Consider the following 15,466-nt stretch of genomic DNA (forward strand, 5'->3'; position numbering starts at 1 on the left):
GGATGCCCGAGACGTTCTCCGCCACCGCCGCCGTCGAGCTCGCCGTCGTCGAACGCAGCGGGTTCGTCGAGTCCCGCCATACCGGCTCCGCCGTGGTTCTCGCGCCCGACGGCACCGTGCTCGCCGCGCACGGCGATCCCGCATCCGCCGTGCTCCCTCGCTCCACCCTCAAGCCGCTCCAGGCCCTGGCCTGCGTGACCGCCGGGGCTGCGCTGGAAGGCGAGAGGCTGGGCCTCGCCACCGCCAGCCACGCCGGCACCGAGCGGCACGTCGCCGTGGTCCGCTCCATCCTCGAGGACGCCGGCTGCACCGAGGACGACCTCGGCTGCCCGCCGGCCTGGCCCGCCGACACGACCACACGGGACGAGATGGTGCGCGACCACGCGACGCGGTCCCGCATCCGGATGAACTGCTCCGGCAAGCACGCGGCGATGCTGCTCGCCTGCCGCGCGACCGGCTGGGACACCGACGGCTATCTGGATCCCGCGCACCCGCTTCAGCAGCACATCCGCGAGGTCGTGGAGCGTCTCACCGGCGAGCGTCCGGTCGCCGTGGCGGTCGACGGATGCGGTGCTCCCGTGCCGGCGTTGACGCTCACGGGCCTGGCGCGCGCCCTGCACCGTATGGGGACGTCATCGGAGCGTTCCCCCTTCGCCCTGCACCGCAGCGCCGCGACGCTCATGGCCGCCGTGCGGGAGAACCCGTGGACGATCGACGGCCCGGGCCGCCCGGACACCGTCATCATCGAGCGCACCGGCGTGTTCACGAAGACGGGCGCCGAAGGGCTCGTCGTGATGGTGGCCCCGGACGGCACCACGGCAGCCGTCAAGATGCTCGACGGCTCCTCGCGCGCCACGGCCACGGTGGGTCTGCGTCTGCTCGAGCGCGCAGGTGCGCTCGCGACGTCCGAGGCGGATGCGGCGCGGCGCGACCTCTCGCTCGCCGTCCACGGCGGCGACGCGATCGTCGGCGTCATCCGTCCGACGGTGTGATCTCCTTCTCCACCATCCCCCACGGCGAGCCGTAACCCGCGGGCGCAGGCTCGGCGAGCAGGTCGAGGAACGGCCTCGCGTCGAAAGCCTCCGGGCCGAGCACCCCTTCCCCCGTCCAATCCCCCCGCGCCAGGAGCTCGAGGGCGATCACGGGATTGATCGCGGTCTGCCAGACGACGGCCTGCGAATTGTCCTGGCGCATCGTCTGCTCGTTGTCCGCCACGTGGTACAGGTACGTCGATCGCGGCGTGCCGTCCTTGCCTGTGCCGCGCACCCACACGCCCGCGCAGGTCTTGCCGGTCATGCGGTCGCCGAGCGTCGCGGGGTCGGGAAGCGCCGCCGCCACGACGTCGCGCGGAGACACCTCGACGCCCTTCACCTTCACCGGATCGGTGCGATCGAGGCCCGTCTTGTGCAGCACCTGCAGAACCTGGATGAACTCGTCCCCCAGGCCGTACTTGAATGTGACGCGCTTCGCCTTCGTCCAGCGCGGCATGAGGAGGACTTCCTCGTGCTCCACGTTCACACATTCCACGGGCCCGATCCCCTCGGGGAAGTCGAAGACCTCCGGCTCCGAGAACGGAGCGGTCGTGTACCACCCTCGGTCCTTCTCGTAGATCACGGGCGGGTTCAGGCACTCCTCGATCGTGGTCCAGATGGAGAACGAGGGTGCGAAGTCGTACCCCTCGACGACGAGGTTCGCGCCATCGCGCACGCCGAGTTCGTCGATCTCGTCGAACAGTTCGTCCTGCGCGTAGCGAGCGAACACGTCCGACAGCCCGGGTTCGACACCGATGCCCACGAGCGCCAGTCGCCCCGCCTCGCGCCACTTCTCGGCGGCGGCGAACTGATCGTCGCCGAGCTTGACCCCCGGCAGCTCGTACGGCTTCTCCGGATGCGGCTTCGACAGGCTCATCGCCATGTCGAGGTAGGTGGCACCGGCATCGAAGACGCCGGTGAAGATCGGCATCACGAAGCGGGGGTCCACCGCGTTCAGCACGTGCGTGGCACCACTGTCGCGGACGAGCGTCGCGACGGACGCCGCATCCGACGCATCCACCTGGGCGGCGCTGAAGCGGGGATCGGCGAGTTCGGCGACGAGCGCCTCGGGCCTGGCCGGGTCGTAGTCGGCGATGACCACCGCGTCGAAGAAGTCCGCGACGGACGGCGATCCGGGCCGCCGCGGAACCGACGCCGCCGGCGCCGATGATGAGGATGCGCATGCTGTTCTCCTGTCTCAGATCAGGCCGCCGTCGACCGAGCGCCCGTAGTCGCCTTCATCCGGGACGAGGACCTCGGTGTCGCGGTTGAGGCTCTCGCCCCGGAAGAACCTCTTCGAACGCGGGAAGAGGAACCACACGAACATCAGCACGACGCCGACGGCGAGCGCGCCGATCCCGATGACGAAGGTGCCGCCGATCCCCAGCAGCACCGTGTAGCCGTAGTCCACATCCCACATGTCGATCGCCGACTGGATGAACGCGTAGGTCAGCATGAGGGCGCCCAGCAGCGGAAGGAGCCCCTTGACCACGAACGCACCCGTCGAGCGGAAGAGCTCCCGCCGGAAGTACCAGACGCAGGCGTATCCGGTGATGGCGTAGTAGAACGCGATCGCGAGGCCGAGCGACAGGATGGAGTCCTGCAGGATGTTGTCGCTGATGAGCGACATCCCCACGTAGTACACGACCGCGACCACCCCCATGACGAGCGTCGAGAACGACGGCGTGCGATAGACCGGGTGCACGTCCTTGAACCGTGCGGGAAGCGCACGGTAGACCCCCATCGCGAGGGTGCCGCGCGCGGTCGGCAGGATGGTGGTCTGGGTCGAGGACACGGAGGAGATGAGGACGGCGACGACGAGCACCCATCCGAAGGGCCCGAGCAGTCCGTCCTTGATGGCGAGGAAGAAGTCGTCGGCGTTGCTCTCGTTTCCCAGCCCCACACCGTCCTCACCGAGGCCCGCGTACATCATGGCCGCGATCGTGACCGAGACATAGGTCACGAGCAGGATGACGGTGGTCAACAGCGCGGCGCGGCCGGGCGTCCGCTTGGGGTCCTTGGTCTCCTCGTTCAGGGCGAGACAGGTGTCCCACCCCCAGTAGATGAACAGGGCCAGCAGCACCGCTTCGGTGAATCCGCTCCAGTCGGCGAAGCCGAAGGGGTTGAGCCACGAGATGTCGAACGGCGTCGGGTTCGGGGCTGAGCCTGCGAAGAACTGCCAGAGAGCCGCCACCACGAAGATCGCGAGCGCGAGGTACTGGACCGCGAGCAGGATGTTCTGGATGCGTTCGCCGATCTCGACGCCGCGCCAGCTCACCCAGGTCATCGCGGCGATGAACGCCACCGCGACCAGAAGGATGCGCCAGTCGTTGTTCTCGAACTCGAGTCCGAACAGCGCCCAGAAGTAGATCGAGGCGATCTGGGCGAGGTTGGCCAGCACCACCATCCCGGCGACCGCGACTCCCCATCCGCCCATCCAGCCCACCCAGGGACCGAACGCCTTGGTGCCCCAGGTGAAGGTCGTCCCGCAGTCGGGCACCGCGCGGTTCAGCTCGCGGTAGGCGAAGGCGATGAACAGCATCGGGATGAAGGCGATGATGAAGGCGATGGGCGCTTGGGCGCCCACGGCGAGGACGACGAAACCGAGGGTGGCCACGAGCGAGTACACCGGAGCCGTGGACGCGAGCCCGATGACGGTCGAACCCCAGAGCCCCAGCGTTCCCGCCGCGAGCCCCTTCCCGTCGGGGCGCTGCAGGTGGATGGGGGTGGTTGTCATGCCCAGACGTTAGGGGTCGGATCCATCGACGGTCAAGCAATCCGCCGCGCACGGACCGGATCTATGCCCGGCAGCTGCACACGCACGGGCAGGGACCCCTCCCGCACCAGCCACGCTCGGCCCCGTCCGGGGGCGCAGAAGGGCGGCAACGCGCGGTCGCCGGTGAGCATCCGGTACTCCGCGGCGCAATCCGCGTCCACGAGCAGGTCGCCGCGCGCCCGTACCGTCTGCAGCACGGGCCAGGACCGCTGCCACAGTTCAGGATCCGCGACGATCGCACGCGCGGCGCCCGCGCCCGCGCGGTCGGCATCCGCCATGGCGACGATGTCGCACCCCCGGGCGGCGAGAGCCGCCGCGACCCGGCGCGCCTGCATCCCGTCGCGAATGACCACGCCAACCGAGCCCGTACCGCCGGAGTAGGGAGGAGGTTCCGCGGTGGCCGTCCGCTGAGGCGGCTCGACCCACGGGAGCTGGATCAGACGGCCGTCGAGAGCTCCTCGGCCGGCCGGCGCCTGCGCATCGAAGAGCTCGGGCGCCCCGCCCGCACCGAGATGGTCGATCTTGCTCGGCATCCGCAGCAGCACCCGCCTCGGAAGGAGATCGGCGACGCGTGCGAGCGGACCGATGGCCCGTCCGCTGGAGATCGCGAAGCGCCGCCCGCGGGCGCGCGCGGACCGACAGGCGCGCTCGATCATGGCCAGGGCCGCTGCCGCGTAGTCGGGTGGGAGACCGGCCAACACCGCATCCAGATCGTCCAGCACCACGAGGGCGCCGTCAGCCTCATCGAGCTCGCACAGCGCATCCCAGAGTCCCTCGGGGTCGCCGGGAAGCCACCGAGCAGGGGTCTGCGCGGCGAGGGCCGCGAGGGCCGTGGTGCGCCCGCTTCCAGGACCGCCGAGGACGAGCACGCCGGCATCGTCCGGTTCCAGCCGCGCAGCGCGCTGACGCTGGTTGTCCGGCTCGTCCACGAGCCCGACGACGGGGCGCTCAGCGCTCACCGGCGCCTCGGACAGCGGCCAGCGTTGCGGAAGCGGAGGCTGCCAGGGACGACGCGGCGCGGGCTCCGCGCGACGGCGGTCGCAGATGGTCGCCACATCGGCCGGAGTGGTCCGCGCCACCCGCAGGGCGTGCGGCTGGGCGTCTCCGGCGCGCCGGACGAAGGCGGTGCCGCGGGATGCGGGGTCGCCCGGGATCTCGGCCGCGGCGTGGGTGCCGATGACGAAGCGACTGTCCGCCTCGTCGACGACCCGCAGGCTCACGCGCAGCGGGCAGTTCGCCAGCAGGGAGTCCCGGACGACGCCCGCGGCACGTTGGGTGCCGAGGATCAGATGGATGCCGAGCGCCCGCCCACGCGCGGCCAGGTCGGCGAACAGCGTTCCGAGTTCGCGGTGGGCGTCCAGGAGGGCTGCGAACTCGTCGACCACGACCACGAGACGCGCCAGCTCGACGCCGGCGTCGGCGATATCGCGCGCGCCCGCGGTGGCGAGAGTACGTTCGCGGTGCCGGATCTCCGCCCTGAGGCTCTCCAGCGCGCGCTGCGTCGCATGCCGGTCGAGGTCGGTCAGTACGCCCGCGACGTGCGGCAGCGCCGCGAGCGCGTCGAACGCGGTTCCGCCCTTGAAATCCGCCAGCAGGAACGTGACCTCGCGCGTGCTGCGGGTCGCGGCCAGCTGCGCCACCCACGTGACCAGGAGCTCGCTCTTGCCGGAGCCGGTCATCCCGGTCACGACGGCGTGCGGACCGTCGGCGACGAGGTCGAGGACCGCCGGTCCGCTCCCGTCAGCGCCGATCGTCACCGCGAGACCACGCCCCGCCGGCGGATGCGCGAGCTCGCTCGCCATGACGATCGGCGGCAGCTCACGCCTGCCCGGCAGAGCGCGGTGCCGCTCGCCGAGCGCCGACGCGAGCCGCGCGGCCTGAGCGGCCGACAACACGTCGAGGCAGACATCGACGGCACGCCCGGCGTACTCGAGGCGGCCACGGGCGACGTCGTCGAGCGTCAGAACAGCCGCGCAACGTGTCGGAACCGGCTGGTGCGGTTCGACGACGAGCACCGCCGCATCCTCCGGCCCCCGCGCCTGCGCCGCGTCGACGTCCAGGTGACACCGCACGCCGGAGTCCACGTGATGGGGCAGTGCGGCGATCCACGGGTCCGCTGCCTCCGCCACGACCCGGAGGGAACCGGGCGGATGGGCGCAGCACAGCTGCAGCACGAGTGCCCGGACCACTGCGCCCGCGATGACCCTCGGACCGCGCACGGCGATCCCCGCGTTGAGGGGAACCGTCACGGGCGCGTCCGCGAGTGTCCCGGCGTGCGCGATCAGCTCGCGGGAGAGTTCGTCGTCCGCCGCACTGATCCTCACGTCGCTGACGACATCGCCGCGCCCGACGACGAGTATCCCGCTGCGCGACGGATGCGGCCGCCACAGCTCCCCCGGTCCGTCGAGGTATCCGTCGAGCGTGGGCGTTGCGCGCAACGCCTCCGAGCGCTCCCGGATGTGCCGCTCGTCGATCTCGTCGCGGATGCGTAGCGCGAGCGCATTCCGGCTCCGCTCCTGCTCTCTCGCGTCGCGGCGGGCGCCCCGCGAGGCATCCATCACACCGGCGACCGCGATCACGGGCCCGAGCAGCGCGAACCACAGGACCCCCGCATAGCCGGTCACCTGCCAGAGCACGACCGCCCCCAGGACGGGGGCCAGCGAGGCCAGCCACGGGATCGGCGGGCGGCGGCGGGGCGAATCGGGCGGCGGGAGGGTCAGGTGCGCCGGCGGCGTAGCGGCAGGACCGGCGCCGGGCTGAGGGGTGAACACCACCCCAGTGTGGAACCGCGCCGGGCGCGGCGGGCCGGGCCCGGCGCCGTGGGGGCATCCAGAACGCCAGAGGCGCGCCTGTGGAGAATCAGTCGGTGCGGGTGACGTTCAGGACGATCACGGTGACGTTGTCGCGCCCACCGTTCTCGAGCGCGGCATCCATCATGGCAGCCGCTGCCTCGGCCGGATCCTCGTGCTCGCGCAGGAAGTGCTGGATGCCGTAGTCCGTCAGCTCCTTGGTCAGGCCGTCCGAGCAGACGACGAAACGATCGCCGTCGAGCACGTCGAGCCGGATGTAGTCCGGACGCACGCTGTCACTGGGCCCCACAGCACGCGTGATCACGTTTCCATAGGGGTGATGCTCGGCTTCCTCGGGGCTCAGTCGGCCGGCTGCGACCAGTTCCTGGACGACGGAGTGATCCGTCGTGATCTGCACGAGGGTGTCGTCGCGCAGCAGATACACCCGCGAGTCGCCGATGTTCAGGCTGACCCAGTGCGGCTCGTTCCCGGTGAGCTCCAGGAAGACGCCCGTCACGGTCGTGCCCGTGCCGTCATCGGTGGCCTCGGGGTGCGACGCGATGTCCTTGACGGCCTTCGCGAGGGCCTTCTCGATGGTCTTGGGCGTGACGGAACCGGAGCCGACGACGGCCTCGAGGCGGTTCACGGTGCTGGAGCTGGCGATCTCTCCCCCGATGTGGCCGCCCATACCGTCCGCGACGACGAACAGCGGATACTCGGCGAACACAGCGTCCTGATTGACCTCACGACGGCGTCCGACATCCGTCAGAGCCGCCCAGGCGAGCTCGATCGATCCCTGCGGCAGCGGCACAGTGCGCCGCCGGGTCGCAGCCTCGGGCACGCGGTGTCCTTCCATCGGGGGGGATACGGGCACGCCGATGTCGACGCGGTCCTCACATCCTAACGACTGCGCCCGGCGGATCGGATGCGGCGGGCCGGATGCGGCGAGCCTCCGTTCACGGGAACGGAGGCTCGCCGAGGGAATCGCTCAGCCGCGCGGGGGCTCGGCCTCATCGGATCCGGGCGTCGCCGGCGGCGCCGGCGGAGCCGTGGGCGGTGCCGGCGGGGCCGCCGGGTCGCTCGGCGCCGGAGCGCCGTCGGCGGGAGGAGGGGTGTACGCCGGCGGCGGGTACGCAGCGGGCTGCGGCGCCGCTGCGGGCGGGTACGCGCCCGGCTGCGGCGCCGCTGCGGGCGGGTACGCGCCCGGCTGCGGGGCCGCTGCGGGCGGGTACGCGCCCGGCTGCGGGGCAGCCGGCGGCGGGTAGGCACCGGGGGCCGCGTAGCCGCCCTGCTGCGCCGGCGGGGGGTACGCGCCGGGCTGCTGCGGGTAGCCGCCGGGCTGCGTGTAGCCGGCGGGCGGCGGGTAGGCGCCGGGAGCGCCGTAGGCACCCTGCGGAGCGGGAGCTCCCGGCTGTACCGGGATGCCGGACCACACGACGTTGTCCGCGAGGAAGCTGCGGCTCCACGGCGCCGGCGGGATCTGCGGGTTCCACCGCGACTTGTCGTAGGCCATGATGCCGAGCCAGACGATGCTGAGGAAGAAGTAGAGAACGACCCACGCGCCTTCCTTCTGCAGCTTCTGCCCGACGCGGTACGCGGCGAGGACGCTGTAGACGGCGGCCGCGATGGAGGGGATCCATCCGAGGAGCGGGCCGATGTACGGGATGAGGTTCAGCACGAAGGCGGCGCCGAACAGAACGAGCAGCCACCACGGGTTGAGGTCGCCGAGCTTCACGAAGATCATCTCGCGGTAGACGGGAACCCAGCCGCGCCACTTGCCCTCGACGCCCGCCTTCTCGAAGAGCTTGTTGTAGAAGATCGAGGAGACGACGTAGGCGGCGGCGCCGATCAGAAGGAAGACGCCGAGGAAGGCGAAGAAGATCCCGAACGCCGCAGCGCCGGAATAGCCGTAGTCATAGTCGTACGCATAAGGGTTCACGGGGAATCCTCTCGGGTCAGAGGCATGGTGGCCTCGCGGAACCACCCGTCCCGCGGCTCACATCGTAGCGAGCCTGAGTGTTGCCTGACAGGGGCTTGCGTGAAGTTGGGGATGAACCCTCATACCGTGAGGCGGAGTTCACCGTTCTCGGCGTCGGCGACCGCGAATCCTGCCCCCTCCGCCCAACGCAGGAAGGCACCGCGGGATGCGATGCGCGGGCGCTCCTGGGCGAGCCGACGGGCAAGGTCTCCCTTGGCGTGCTTGTTGAAGTGGTTGAGTGCCCGTACCTCGCCGCCCTCACCCCTGGTGACGACGCGGACGTAGGCGGACGCGCCGTCGTGGGGAACCGGACCGAGTGCGACGTACGCCTCGGATCGCAGGTCCAGGATGAAGCGCGCATCGGCCTGGCCCAGAGCGGAGGTCACCGGCGCGGCCCAATGGCGGCGCAACGGAGCGAGGCCCGGCACGGACGCGCCGGCCCCGAGCCGATAGGCCGGGAGCGGATCGAGAGCGCCGACCGGCCCGAAGGGGGCGGAGTGGATCAGCACATGCTCTCCGAGCCACCGTCGCGCCCGCGCATCGAGAGATGAGGCGTCGAGGGCGTCGAACAGGACCGCCCGTGTAACGGTCGACCGCCGGCATCGTGGGAGATGACCGCAGCGCGGCGTTGACCGCCACCTCCCCCCGCTGGCGCGCGCTCAGCTTGAGGACCTTCGCGGCCGCATCCTCGTCGCGAGAGAGTTCCACGAGCGCCGACACGACCGCCTCGCGTTGCGGCGTGAGCTGCGGCAACCGCAGGGCCGCCGAGCTCCACGGTGCGCCCGCACCACCGGCGCGCTTGGTCTCGGACGGTGGCAGCAGCACGAGCATGGTCACTCCAGGAGAACGACACACGCCGCCCGCGAGAGCGGACGGCGTGTGTACGGGATGCGGGTCAGGAGACGAGTGCCGCGTTGCCGGCCACGATCGTGACCTGGTCGTGCTCGACGGAGATGAAGCCGTCGTGCGCATTCGCGACGATCTTGTTCCCACCGGGCTCGGTGATGCGCACCTGCCCCTCGGCGAGGATCGCCAGCACCGGCTCGTGACCGGTCATGAAACCGATCTCGCCCTCGATGGTCTTCGCGATGACCAGGTCGGCCTCACCGGACCAGACCTCGGCATCCGCGGAGACCAGACTCACCTTGAGCGGCATGATCAGCCGTTCTCCTTCTGGATCTGCGCCCACTTGGCCTCGACGTCGGAGATACCGCCGACGTTGAAGAAGGCCTGCTCGGCCACGTGGTCGAACTCGCCCTTGACGATCGCGTCGAACGACTCGATGGTCTCCTTGATCGGGACCGTGGAGCCCTCGACGCCGGTGAACTTCTTCGCCATGTAGGTGTTCTGCGAGAGGAACTGCTGGATACGGCGTGCACGCGACACGACGATCTTGTCCTCTTCGGAGAGCTCGTCGACACCGAGGATGGCGATGATCTCCTGCAGTTCCTTGTTCTTCTGGAGGATCTGCTTCACCGAGGTGGCCACACGGTAGTGGTCCTCACCGATGTAGCGCGGGTCCAGGATGCGGCTGGTCGAGGTCAGCGGGTCGATCGCGGGGTACAGGCCCTTCGACGCGATCTCGCGCGACAGCTCGGTGGTCGCGTCGAGGTGCGCGAACGTCGTCGCCGGAGCCGGGTCGGTGTAGTCGTCGGCGGGAACGTAGATCGCCTGCAGCGAGGTGATCGAGTGTCCGCGGGTCGACGTGATGCGCTCCTGGAGCACACCCATCTCGTCGGCGAGGTTCGGCTGGTAACCCACGGCGGAGGGCATACGACCCAGCAGCGTGGAGACCTCGGAACCGGCCTGCGTGAAGCGGAAGATGTTGTCGATGAACAGCAGCACGTCCTGCTTCTGCACGTCGCGGAAGTACTCCGCCATCGTCAGAGCCGACAGCGCGACACGAAGACGCGTCCCCGGCGGCTCGTCCATCTGGCCGAAGACGAGGGCGGTCTTGTCGAAGACGCCTGCCTCCTCCATCTCACCGATGAGGTCGTTGCCCTCACGGGTGCGCTCACCGACACCGGCGAACACCGACACACCACCGTGGTCCTGCGCGACGCGCTGGATCATCTCCTGGATGAGGACGGTCTTGCCGACACCGGCACCGCCGAACAGGCCGATCTTGCCGCCCTGCACGTACGGGGTGAGCAGGTCGATGCTCTTGATGCCGGTCTCGAACATCTCCGTCTTCGACTCGAGCTGGTCGAAGCTCGGCGCCTGGCGGTGGATGCCCCAGCGCTCGGTGATCTCGACCTGCTCGCCGGGCGCGGCGTTGAGGACGTCGCCGGTCACGTTGAAGACCTTGCCCTTGGTGACGTCGCCGACGGGAACCGTGATCGGGCCGCCGGTGTTGCGCACCTCCTGGCCGCGGACGATGCCGTCCGTGGGCTTCAGGGCGATGGCGCGCACGAGGTCATCACCCAGGTGCTGGGCGACCTCGAGCGTGATCTCCGTCGACTCCTCGCCGATGGTGATCGTGGTCTTGAGCGCGTTGTAGATGTCGGGGATCGCGTCGTGCGGGAACTCGATGTCGACGACGGGGCCGGTCACGCGCGCGACGCGCCCGACGACGGCGACGGACGCCTGATCGGCCGTTGCGGTGGTGGTCATGGTGTCTTCCTCGTTTTCTACTTGCCGGACGCCAGGGCGTCGGCGCCGCCGACGATCTCGGCGATCTGCTGCGTGATCTCGGCCTGACGCGCGTTGTTGCGCAGGCGGGTGTAGTCGGTGATGAGCTTGTCGGCGTTGTCGCTAGCCGACTTCATCGCCTTCTGCGTGGCGGCGTGCTTGGCCGCCGAGGACTGCAGGAGGGCGTTGAAGACGCGGCTCTGGATGTACACCGGGAGCAGGGAGTCCAGAACGGCCTCGGCATCCGGCTCGAACTCGTAGAGCGGGTAGACCGCCGCCGCGGACGACGACGCCTCTTCGGCCGCCTCGACGACCTCGAGCGGGAGGAGACGCACCGTCTCCGGACTCTGGGTCATCATGCTCACGAAGCGGTTGTACACGAGGTGGATCTCGTCCACCCCGCCCGCTCCGCCGCCGCGGCGGAAGGCCTCGAGCAGCGTGTCCGCGATCTCCTCGGCGGTCGAGAAGTGCGGTGTGTCGGTGTCACCCGTCCACTCCCCGGCCGCTTCGAGCTTGCGGAACTGGAAGAACCCGACCGCCTTGCGGCCGACGAGGTAGAACACCGGCTCGCGGCCCTCGCTGCGCAGAAGCTCGCCCTGTTCCAGGCCCGCGCGGATGATCTGCGAGTTGAACGCCCCCGCCAATCCGCGGTCGGACGAGAAGATCACGACGGCGGAGCGGCGGATCACCTCGGGCTCACGCGTGAGCGGGTGGTCGACGTTCGAGTACGTCGCGACGGCCGACACGGCCCGCGTCACGGCCTGCGCGAAGGGCGAGGATGCGCGCACGCGCGTCATCGCCTTCTGAATGCGCGAAGCCGCGATGAGCTCCATCGCCTTCGTGATCTTCTTGGTCGTCTGAGCAGAAGCGATCTTCTGCTTGTAGACCCTGAGTTGAGCGCCCATGATTTACGGTTCCGTACGTCAGCCGCGACGGCCCTTGACGATCTTCTCCTGGTTGATGTCCTCGACCTCGGCGGCAGCGAACTGCTCGTTGCCGGGGGCGCCGATGGCCTTGGCGCCACCGGAGGTGAACTCCAGGATGAACTCGTCAGTGACCTTCTCGAGTTCGGCGACGGTCGCGTCGTCGAGCACGTTGGTGTCGCGGAGGGTGTCGAGGATCTGCGTGTTGCGACGCAGGTGGTCCAGCAGCTCGCGCTCGAACTTCAGCACGTCCTCGACCGCGATCGCGTCGAGCTTGCCGTTGGTGCCGGCCCAGATCGACACGACCTGCTCCTCCACCGGGTACGGCGAGTACTGCGGCTGCTTCAGCAGCTCGGTCAGGCGCGCACCGCGCTCGAGCTGGCGACGCGAGGCCGCATCCAGGTCGGACGCGAACATCGCGAACGCCTCGAGGGAGCGGTACTGCGCGAGCTCCAGCTTCAGCGTGCCCGAGACCTTCTTGATGGACTTGACCTGGGCGTCACCACCGACACGCGAGACCGAGATACCCACGTCGACCGCGGGACGCTGGTTGGCGTTGAACAGGTCGGACTGCAGGAAGATCTGGCCGTCGGTGATGGAGATCACGTTGGTCGGGATGTAGGCCGACACGTCGTTGGCCTTCGTCTCGATGATGGGCAGACCCGTCATCGACCCGGCGCCCAGCTCGTCACTCAGCTTCGCGCAGCGCTCGAGCAGACGCGAGTGCAGGTAGAAGACGTCGCCCGGGTAGGCCTCGCGGCCCGGCGGGCGGCGCAGCAGCAGGGAGACGGCACGATAGGCCTCGGCCTGCTTCGACAGGTCGTCGAAGATGATCAGGACGTGCTTGCCGCCGTACATCCAGTGCTGGCCGATGGCAGAGCCCGTGTAGGGGGCGAGGTACTTGAAGCCGGCGGGGTCGGAGGCGGGAGCGGCGACGATCGTCGTGTACTCCATCGCTCCGGCGTCCTCGAGCGCACCCTTCACGGAGGCGATCGTGGAACCCTTCTGGCCGATGGCGACGTAGATGCAGCGAACCTGCTTGTTGACGTCGCCCGACTCCCAGTTGGCCTTCTGGTTGATGATCGTGTCGATCGCGATGGCCGTCTTGCCGGTCTGGCGGTCGCCGATGATGAGCTGGCGCTGGCCGCGGCCGACGGGGATCATGGCGTCGATGGCCTTGATGCCGGTCTGCAGGGGCTCGTGCACGCTCTTGCGCTGCATGACGCCGGGCGCCTGGAGCTCGAGAGCACGACGACCCTCGGCCTCGATGGCGCCGAGGCCGTCGATGGGGTTTCCGAGCGGGTCGACGACGCGGCCGAGGAAGCCGTCGCCGACGGGCGCGGAGAGGACCTCACCGGTGCGCGTGACCGGCTGGCCGGCCTCGATGCCGGCGAAGTCGCCGAGGACGACGACACCGGCTTCCTTCTCGTCGAGGTTCAGCGCGAGGCCCTGGGTGCCATCCTCGAACACGACGAGCTCGTTCGCCATGAGGCCGGGGAGGCCTTCGACGTGCGCGATGCCGTCACCGGCGTCGATGACGGACCCGACCTCTGCCGTCGCGGCGCCGGTCGGCTCGTATGCTGCGACGAAGTCCTTCAGGGCGTCACGGATGACGTCGGGGCTGATGGAGATGTCTGCCATTGTCTTCCTTCGGTTCATGGGGCCTCGGCCCCGAAGTCTCCGCCGTTGCGGCGGGAAGTCTTGTCAGCCGGCGAGCCGCTGACGGAGATCGGCGAGACGCGCGGAGACGCTCGCGTCGATGACGTCGTCGGCGATCTGCACACGCAGTCCACCGACGATCGACGGGTCGATGACCGTGTTCAACGCCACGTCGGCGCCGTACCGTGCCGACAGGGTGGAGCGGAGACGCTCGCTCTGCGCATCGCTGAGCGGTGTCGCCACCGTGACGGTGGCCACGACTCGGCCACGCTGCGCCGCGACCAATGACAGGGCACGCGTGAGCGCCTGGCGGACCCGACGCTCGCGCGGCTGCTGCACGAGACCGGACACCACCAGGACCGTCGCCGCGCTCGCACGCCCCTCGAGGAGCTTCTCCACGAGCGCGCCCTTGGCGGTGTTGTCGCCCATGCGCGAGCCGAAGGCGAGCTCGAGCTCGGGGTTCTCGGCGACCGTGCGGGAGAAGGCGAAGAGCTCACCCTCGAGGTCCGCGTCGGACGCCGCGACGGACGCGGCCCGCACCGCGAGCTCCTCGACGCCGTCGACGAGCTCGTCGGCGGAAGACCAGCGCTGCACCACCACGGTCTCCAGCAGCTGCACGGCGACCGAGGAGAACCTCGGGCCGAACACGTCCGCGATGACCTTGCGGCGGGCGTCGCCGGCCGCGGCGGAATCGGACACCGCACCCGCGAGCGCGGACGAGGACCCGAGGACGCGGGCGGCCTGGAACAGCTCGCCCGCGACCTCGAGATCCACACCGGATGCCTCACCCAGAGCGGTGGTGGTCACCGCGAGGGCGTGCGTGGTGGCGCTTCCCATTAGTTGGCCGCCTTCTCAGAGGCCTCGAGCTCTTCGAGGAAGCGGTCGACGACGCCCTGAGCGGCCTTGTCGTCGCTCAGCTTCTCGCCGATCACGCCGCCGGCGAGATCGAGAGCGAGCGTGCCGACCTCGGCGCGCAGCGTGACCAGGGCGGTCTGGCGCTCGGCCTCGATCTGGGCGCGCGCCTGGGCGCTCACACGGGCAGCCTCGGTCGACGCGGCCTCACGTGCCTGGGCGACGATCTTCTTGCCGTCCTCGCGGGCGACCTCACGGATCTCACCGGCTTCCTTGCGCGCCTCGGCGAGCTGAGCGGTGTACTCCTCCAGCGCGGCCTCGGCCTGACGCTGTGCCTCGTCGGCCTTGGCGATGTTGCCCTCGATCGCGGCGGCCCGCTTGTCGAGGAGCTCCTGCATCCGAGGAAGCACGACGCGCCAGAAGACGAACAGGATGACGACGAAGCACACCGCCGACCAGACGATGTCGTACACCGCCGGGATGAGGGGGCTCGGGGCTGCCGCGCCACCTTCCTCGGCGGCGCGGGCGACAAGAGCGTTCAGCATCCTGTCTCCTTACTTTGGTCGATGGGGCTCAGGCGCCGAAGATGAAGCCGGTCGCGATACCGATGAAGGCGAGCGCCTCGGTGAAGGCGATACCGATGAACATGAGGACCTGCAGGCGGCCGGCGAGCTCGGGCTGGCGAGCGACGCCCTCGATCGTCTTGCCGACGACGATGCCCACGCCGATAGCGGGGCCGATGGCGGCGAGGCCGTAGCCGATCGTCGCGACAGATCCGGTCACCTGGGCGAGAACCGTAGTTGCGTCCACGGATGTTTCCTTTCGTT

12 protein-coding genes and 2 pseudogenes are annotated in these 15,466 nt (G+C 69.8%); 1 reads left to right on the forward strand and 13 read right to left on the reverse strand.

Annotated elements, in window-relative coordinates:
* Positions 1 to 2 precede the first annotated feature (2 nt).
* Positions 3 to 992 (forward strand): asparaginase, encoded by a 990-nt coding sequence (locus QE377_RS02405; RefSeq protein WP_307319356.1) that lies wholly within the window; start codon positions 3 to 5, stop codon positions 990 to 992.
* On the opposite strand, the pseudogene QE377_RS02410 reads toward QE377_RS02405, so the two are convergent.
* The 13 genes and pseudogenes from QE377_RS02410 to atpE form a co-directional block, all read right to left on the reverse strand.
* Positions 973 to 2,215 (reverse strand): annotated as a pseudogene (locus QE377_RS02410) (saccharopine dehydrogenase family protein). The gene QE377_RS02405 and the pseudogene QE377_RS02410 sit on opposite strands and share 20 nt — an antisense overlap.
* 14 nt (positions 2,216 to 2,229) lie before the next feature.
* Entirely contained in the window at positions 2,230 to 3,768 is a 1,539-nt protein-coding gene (locus QE377_RS02415) for an APC family permease (RefSeq protein ID WP_307319358.1), read from the reverse strand.
* 32 nt (positions 3,769 to 3,800) lie between these two features.
* On the reverse strand, positions 3,801 to 6,578 hold the full coding sequence (locus QE377_RS02420; protein ID WP_307319361.1) for an FtsK/SpoIIIE domain-containing protein: 2,778 nt from the start codon (positions 6,576 to 6,578) through the stop codon (positions 3,801 to 3,803).
* 88 nt (positions 6,579 to 6,666) lie between these two features.
* Positions 6,667 to 7,437, reverse strand: coding sequence for a PP2C family serine/threonine-protein phosphatase (locus QE377_RS02425; protein WP_307319363.1), 771 nt, complete (start codon positions 7,435 to 7,437; stop codon positions 6,667 to 6,669).
* A gap of 147 nt (positions 7,438 to 7,584) precedes the next feature.
* Positions 7,585 to 8,535, reverse strand: coding sequence for a DUF5684 domain-containing protein (locus QE377_RS02430; RefSeq protein WP_307319364.1), 951 nt, complete (start codon positions 8,533 to 8,535; stop codon positions 7,585 to 7,587).
* A 119-nt stretch (positions 8,536 to 8,654) separates the two neighbouring features.
* Positions 8,655 to 9,405: pseudogene (locus tag QE377_RS02435) on the reverse strand (YaaA family protein).
* Between the two features lie 64 nt (positions 9,406 to 9,469).
* Positions 9,470 to 9,730: a F0F1 ATP synthase subunit epsilon gene (locus tag QE377_RS02440; protein WP_137416473.1), complete on the reverse strand. Its 261-nt coding sequence runs from the start codon at positions 9,728 to 9,730 to the stop codon at positions 9,470 to 9,472.
* 2 nt (positions 9,731 to 9,732) lie between these two features.
* Complete coding sequence (atpD, locus tag QE377_RS02445; RefSeq protein WP_234073313.1) at positions 9,733 to 11,187, reverse strand: F0F1 ATP synthase subunit beta; 1,455 nt, start codon at positions 11,185 to 11,187, stop codon at positions 9,733 to 9,735.
* Between the two features lie 17 nt (positions 11,188 to 11,204).
* The gene (locus tag QE377_RS02450) at positions 11,205 to 12,110 is read right to left on the reverse strand and encodes a F0F1 ATP synthase subunit gamma (RefSeq protein ID WP_307319369.1); all 906 of its coding nucleotides are present in this window, start codon (positions 12,108 to 12,110) and stop codon (positions 11,205 to 11,207) included.
* An 18-nt stretch (positions 12,111 to 12,128) separates the two neighbouring features.
* On the reverse strand, positions 12,129 to 13,769 hold the full coding sequence (gene atpA / locus QE377_RS02455) for a F0F1 ATP synthase subunit alpha (RefSeq protein ID WP_307319372.1): 1,641 nt from the start codon (positions 13,767 to 13,769) through the stop codon (positions 12,129 to 12,131).
* A gap of 63 nt (positions 13,770 to 13,832) precedes the next feature.
* Entirely contained in the window at positions 13,833 to 14,624 is a 792-nt protein-coding gene (locus QE377_RS02460; protein WP_307319375.1) for a F0F1 ATP synthase subunit delta, read from the reverse strand.
* On the reverse strand, positions 14,624 to 15,184 hold the full coding sequence (locus QE377_RS02465; RefSeq protein ID WP_307319378.1) for a F0F1 ATP synthase subunit B: 561 nt from the start codon (positions 15,182 to 15,184) through the stop codon (positions 14,624 to 14,626). Before QE377_RS02465 ends, QE377_RS02460 begins: the two co-directional genes overlap by 1 nt.
* 28 nt (positions 15,185 to 15,212) lie before the next feature.
* Positions 15,213 to 15,449, reverse strand: a complete 237-nt coding sequence (gene atpE / locus QE377_RS02470) for a F0F1 ATP synthase subunit C (RefSeq protein WP_137416467.1) — start codon at positions 15,447 to 15,449, stop codon at positions 15,213 to 15,215.
* Positions 15,450 to 15,466 lie beyond the last annotated feature (17 nt).

It is taken from the genome of Microbacterium sp. SORGH_AS_0862 (assembly GCF_030818795.1).
Taxonomy (GTDB): domain Bacteria; phylum Actinomycetota; class Actinomycetes; order Actinomycetales; family Microbacteriaceae; genus Microbacterium.

Coding starts and splice junctions, on each gene's coding strand:
- atpA (WP_307319372.1), bottom strand. CDS start 13,769: ATGGCAGACATCTCCATCAGCCCCGACGTCATCCGTGACGCCCTGAAG.
- QE377_RS02450 (WP_307319369.1), bottom strand. CDS start 12,110: ATGGGCGCTCAACTCAGGGTCTACAAGCAGAAGATCGCTTCTGCTCAG.
- atpD (WP_234073313.1), bottom strand. CDS start 11,187: ATGACCACCACCGCAACGGCCGATCAGGCGTCCGTCGCCGTCGTCGGG.
- QE377_RS02460 (WP_307319375.1), bottom strand. CDS start 14,624: ATGGGAAGCGCCACCACGCACGCCCTCGCGGTGACCACCACCGCTCTG.
- QE377_RS02440 (WP_137416473.1), bottom strand. CDS start 9,730: ATGCCGCTCAAGGTGAGTCTGGTCTCCGCGGATGCCGAGGTCTGGTCC.
- QE377_RS02405 (WP_307319356.1), top strand. CDS start 3: ATGCCCGAGACGTTCTCCGCCACCGCCGCCGTCGAGCTCGCCGTCGTC.
- QE377_RS02465 (WP_307319378.1), bottom strand. CDS start 15,184: ATGCTGAACGCTCTTGTCGCCCGCGCCGCCGAGGAAGGTGGCGCGGCA.
- QE377_RS02415 (WP_307319358.1), bottom strand. CDS start 3,768: ATGACAACCACCCCCATCCACCTGCAGCGCCCCGACGGGAAGGGGCTC.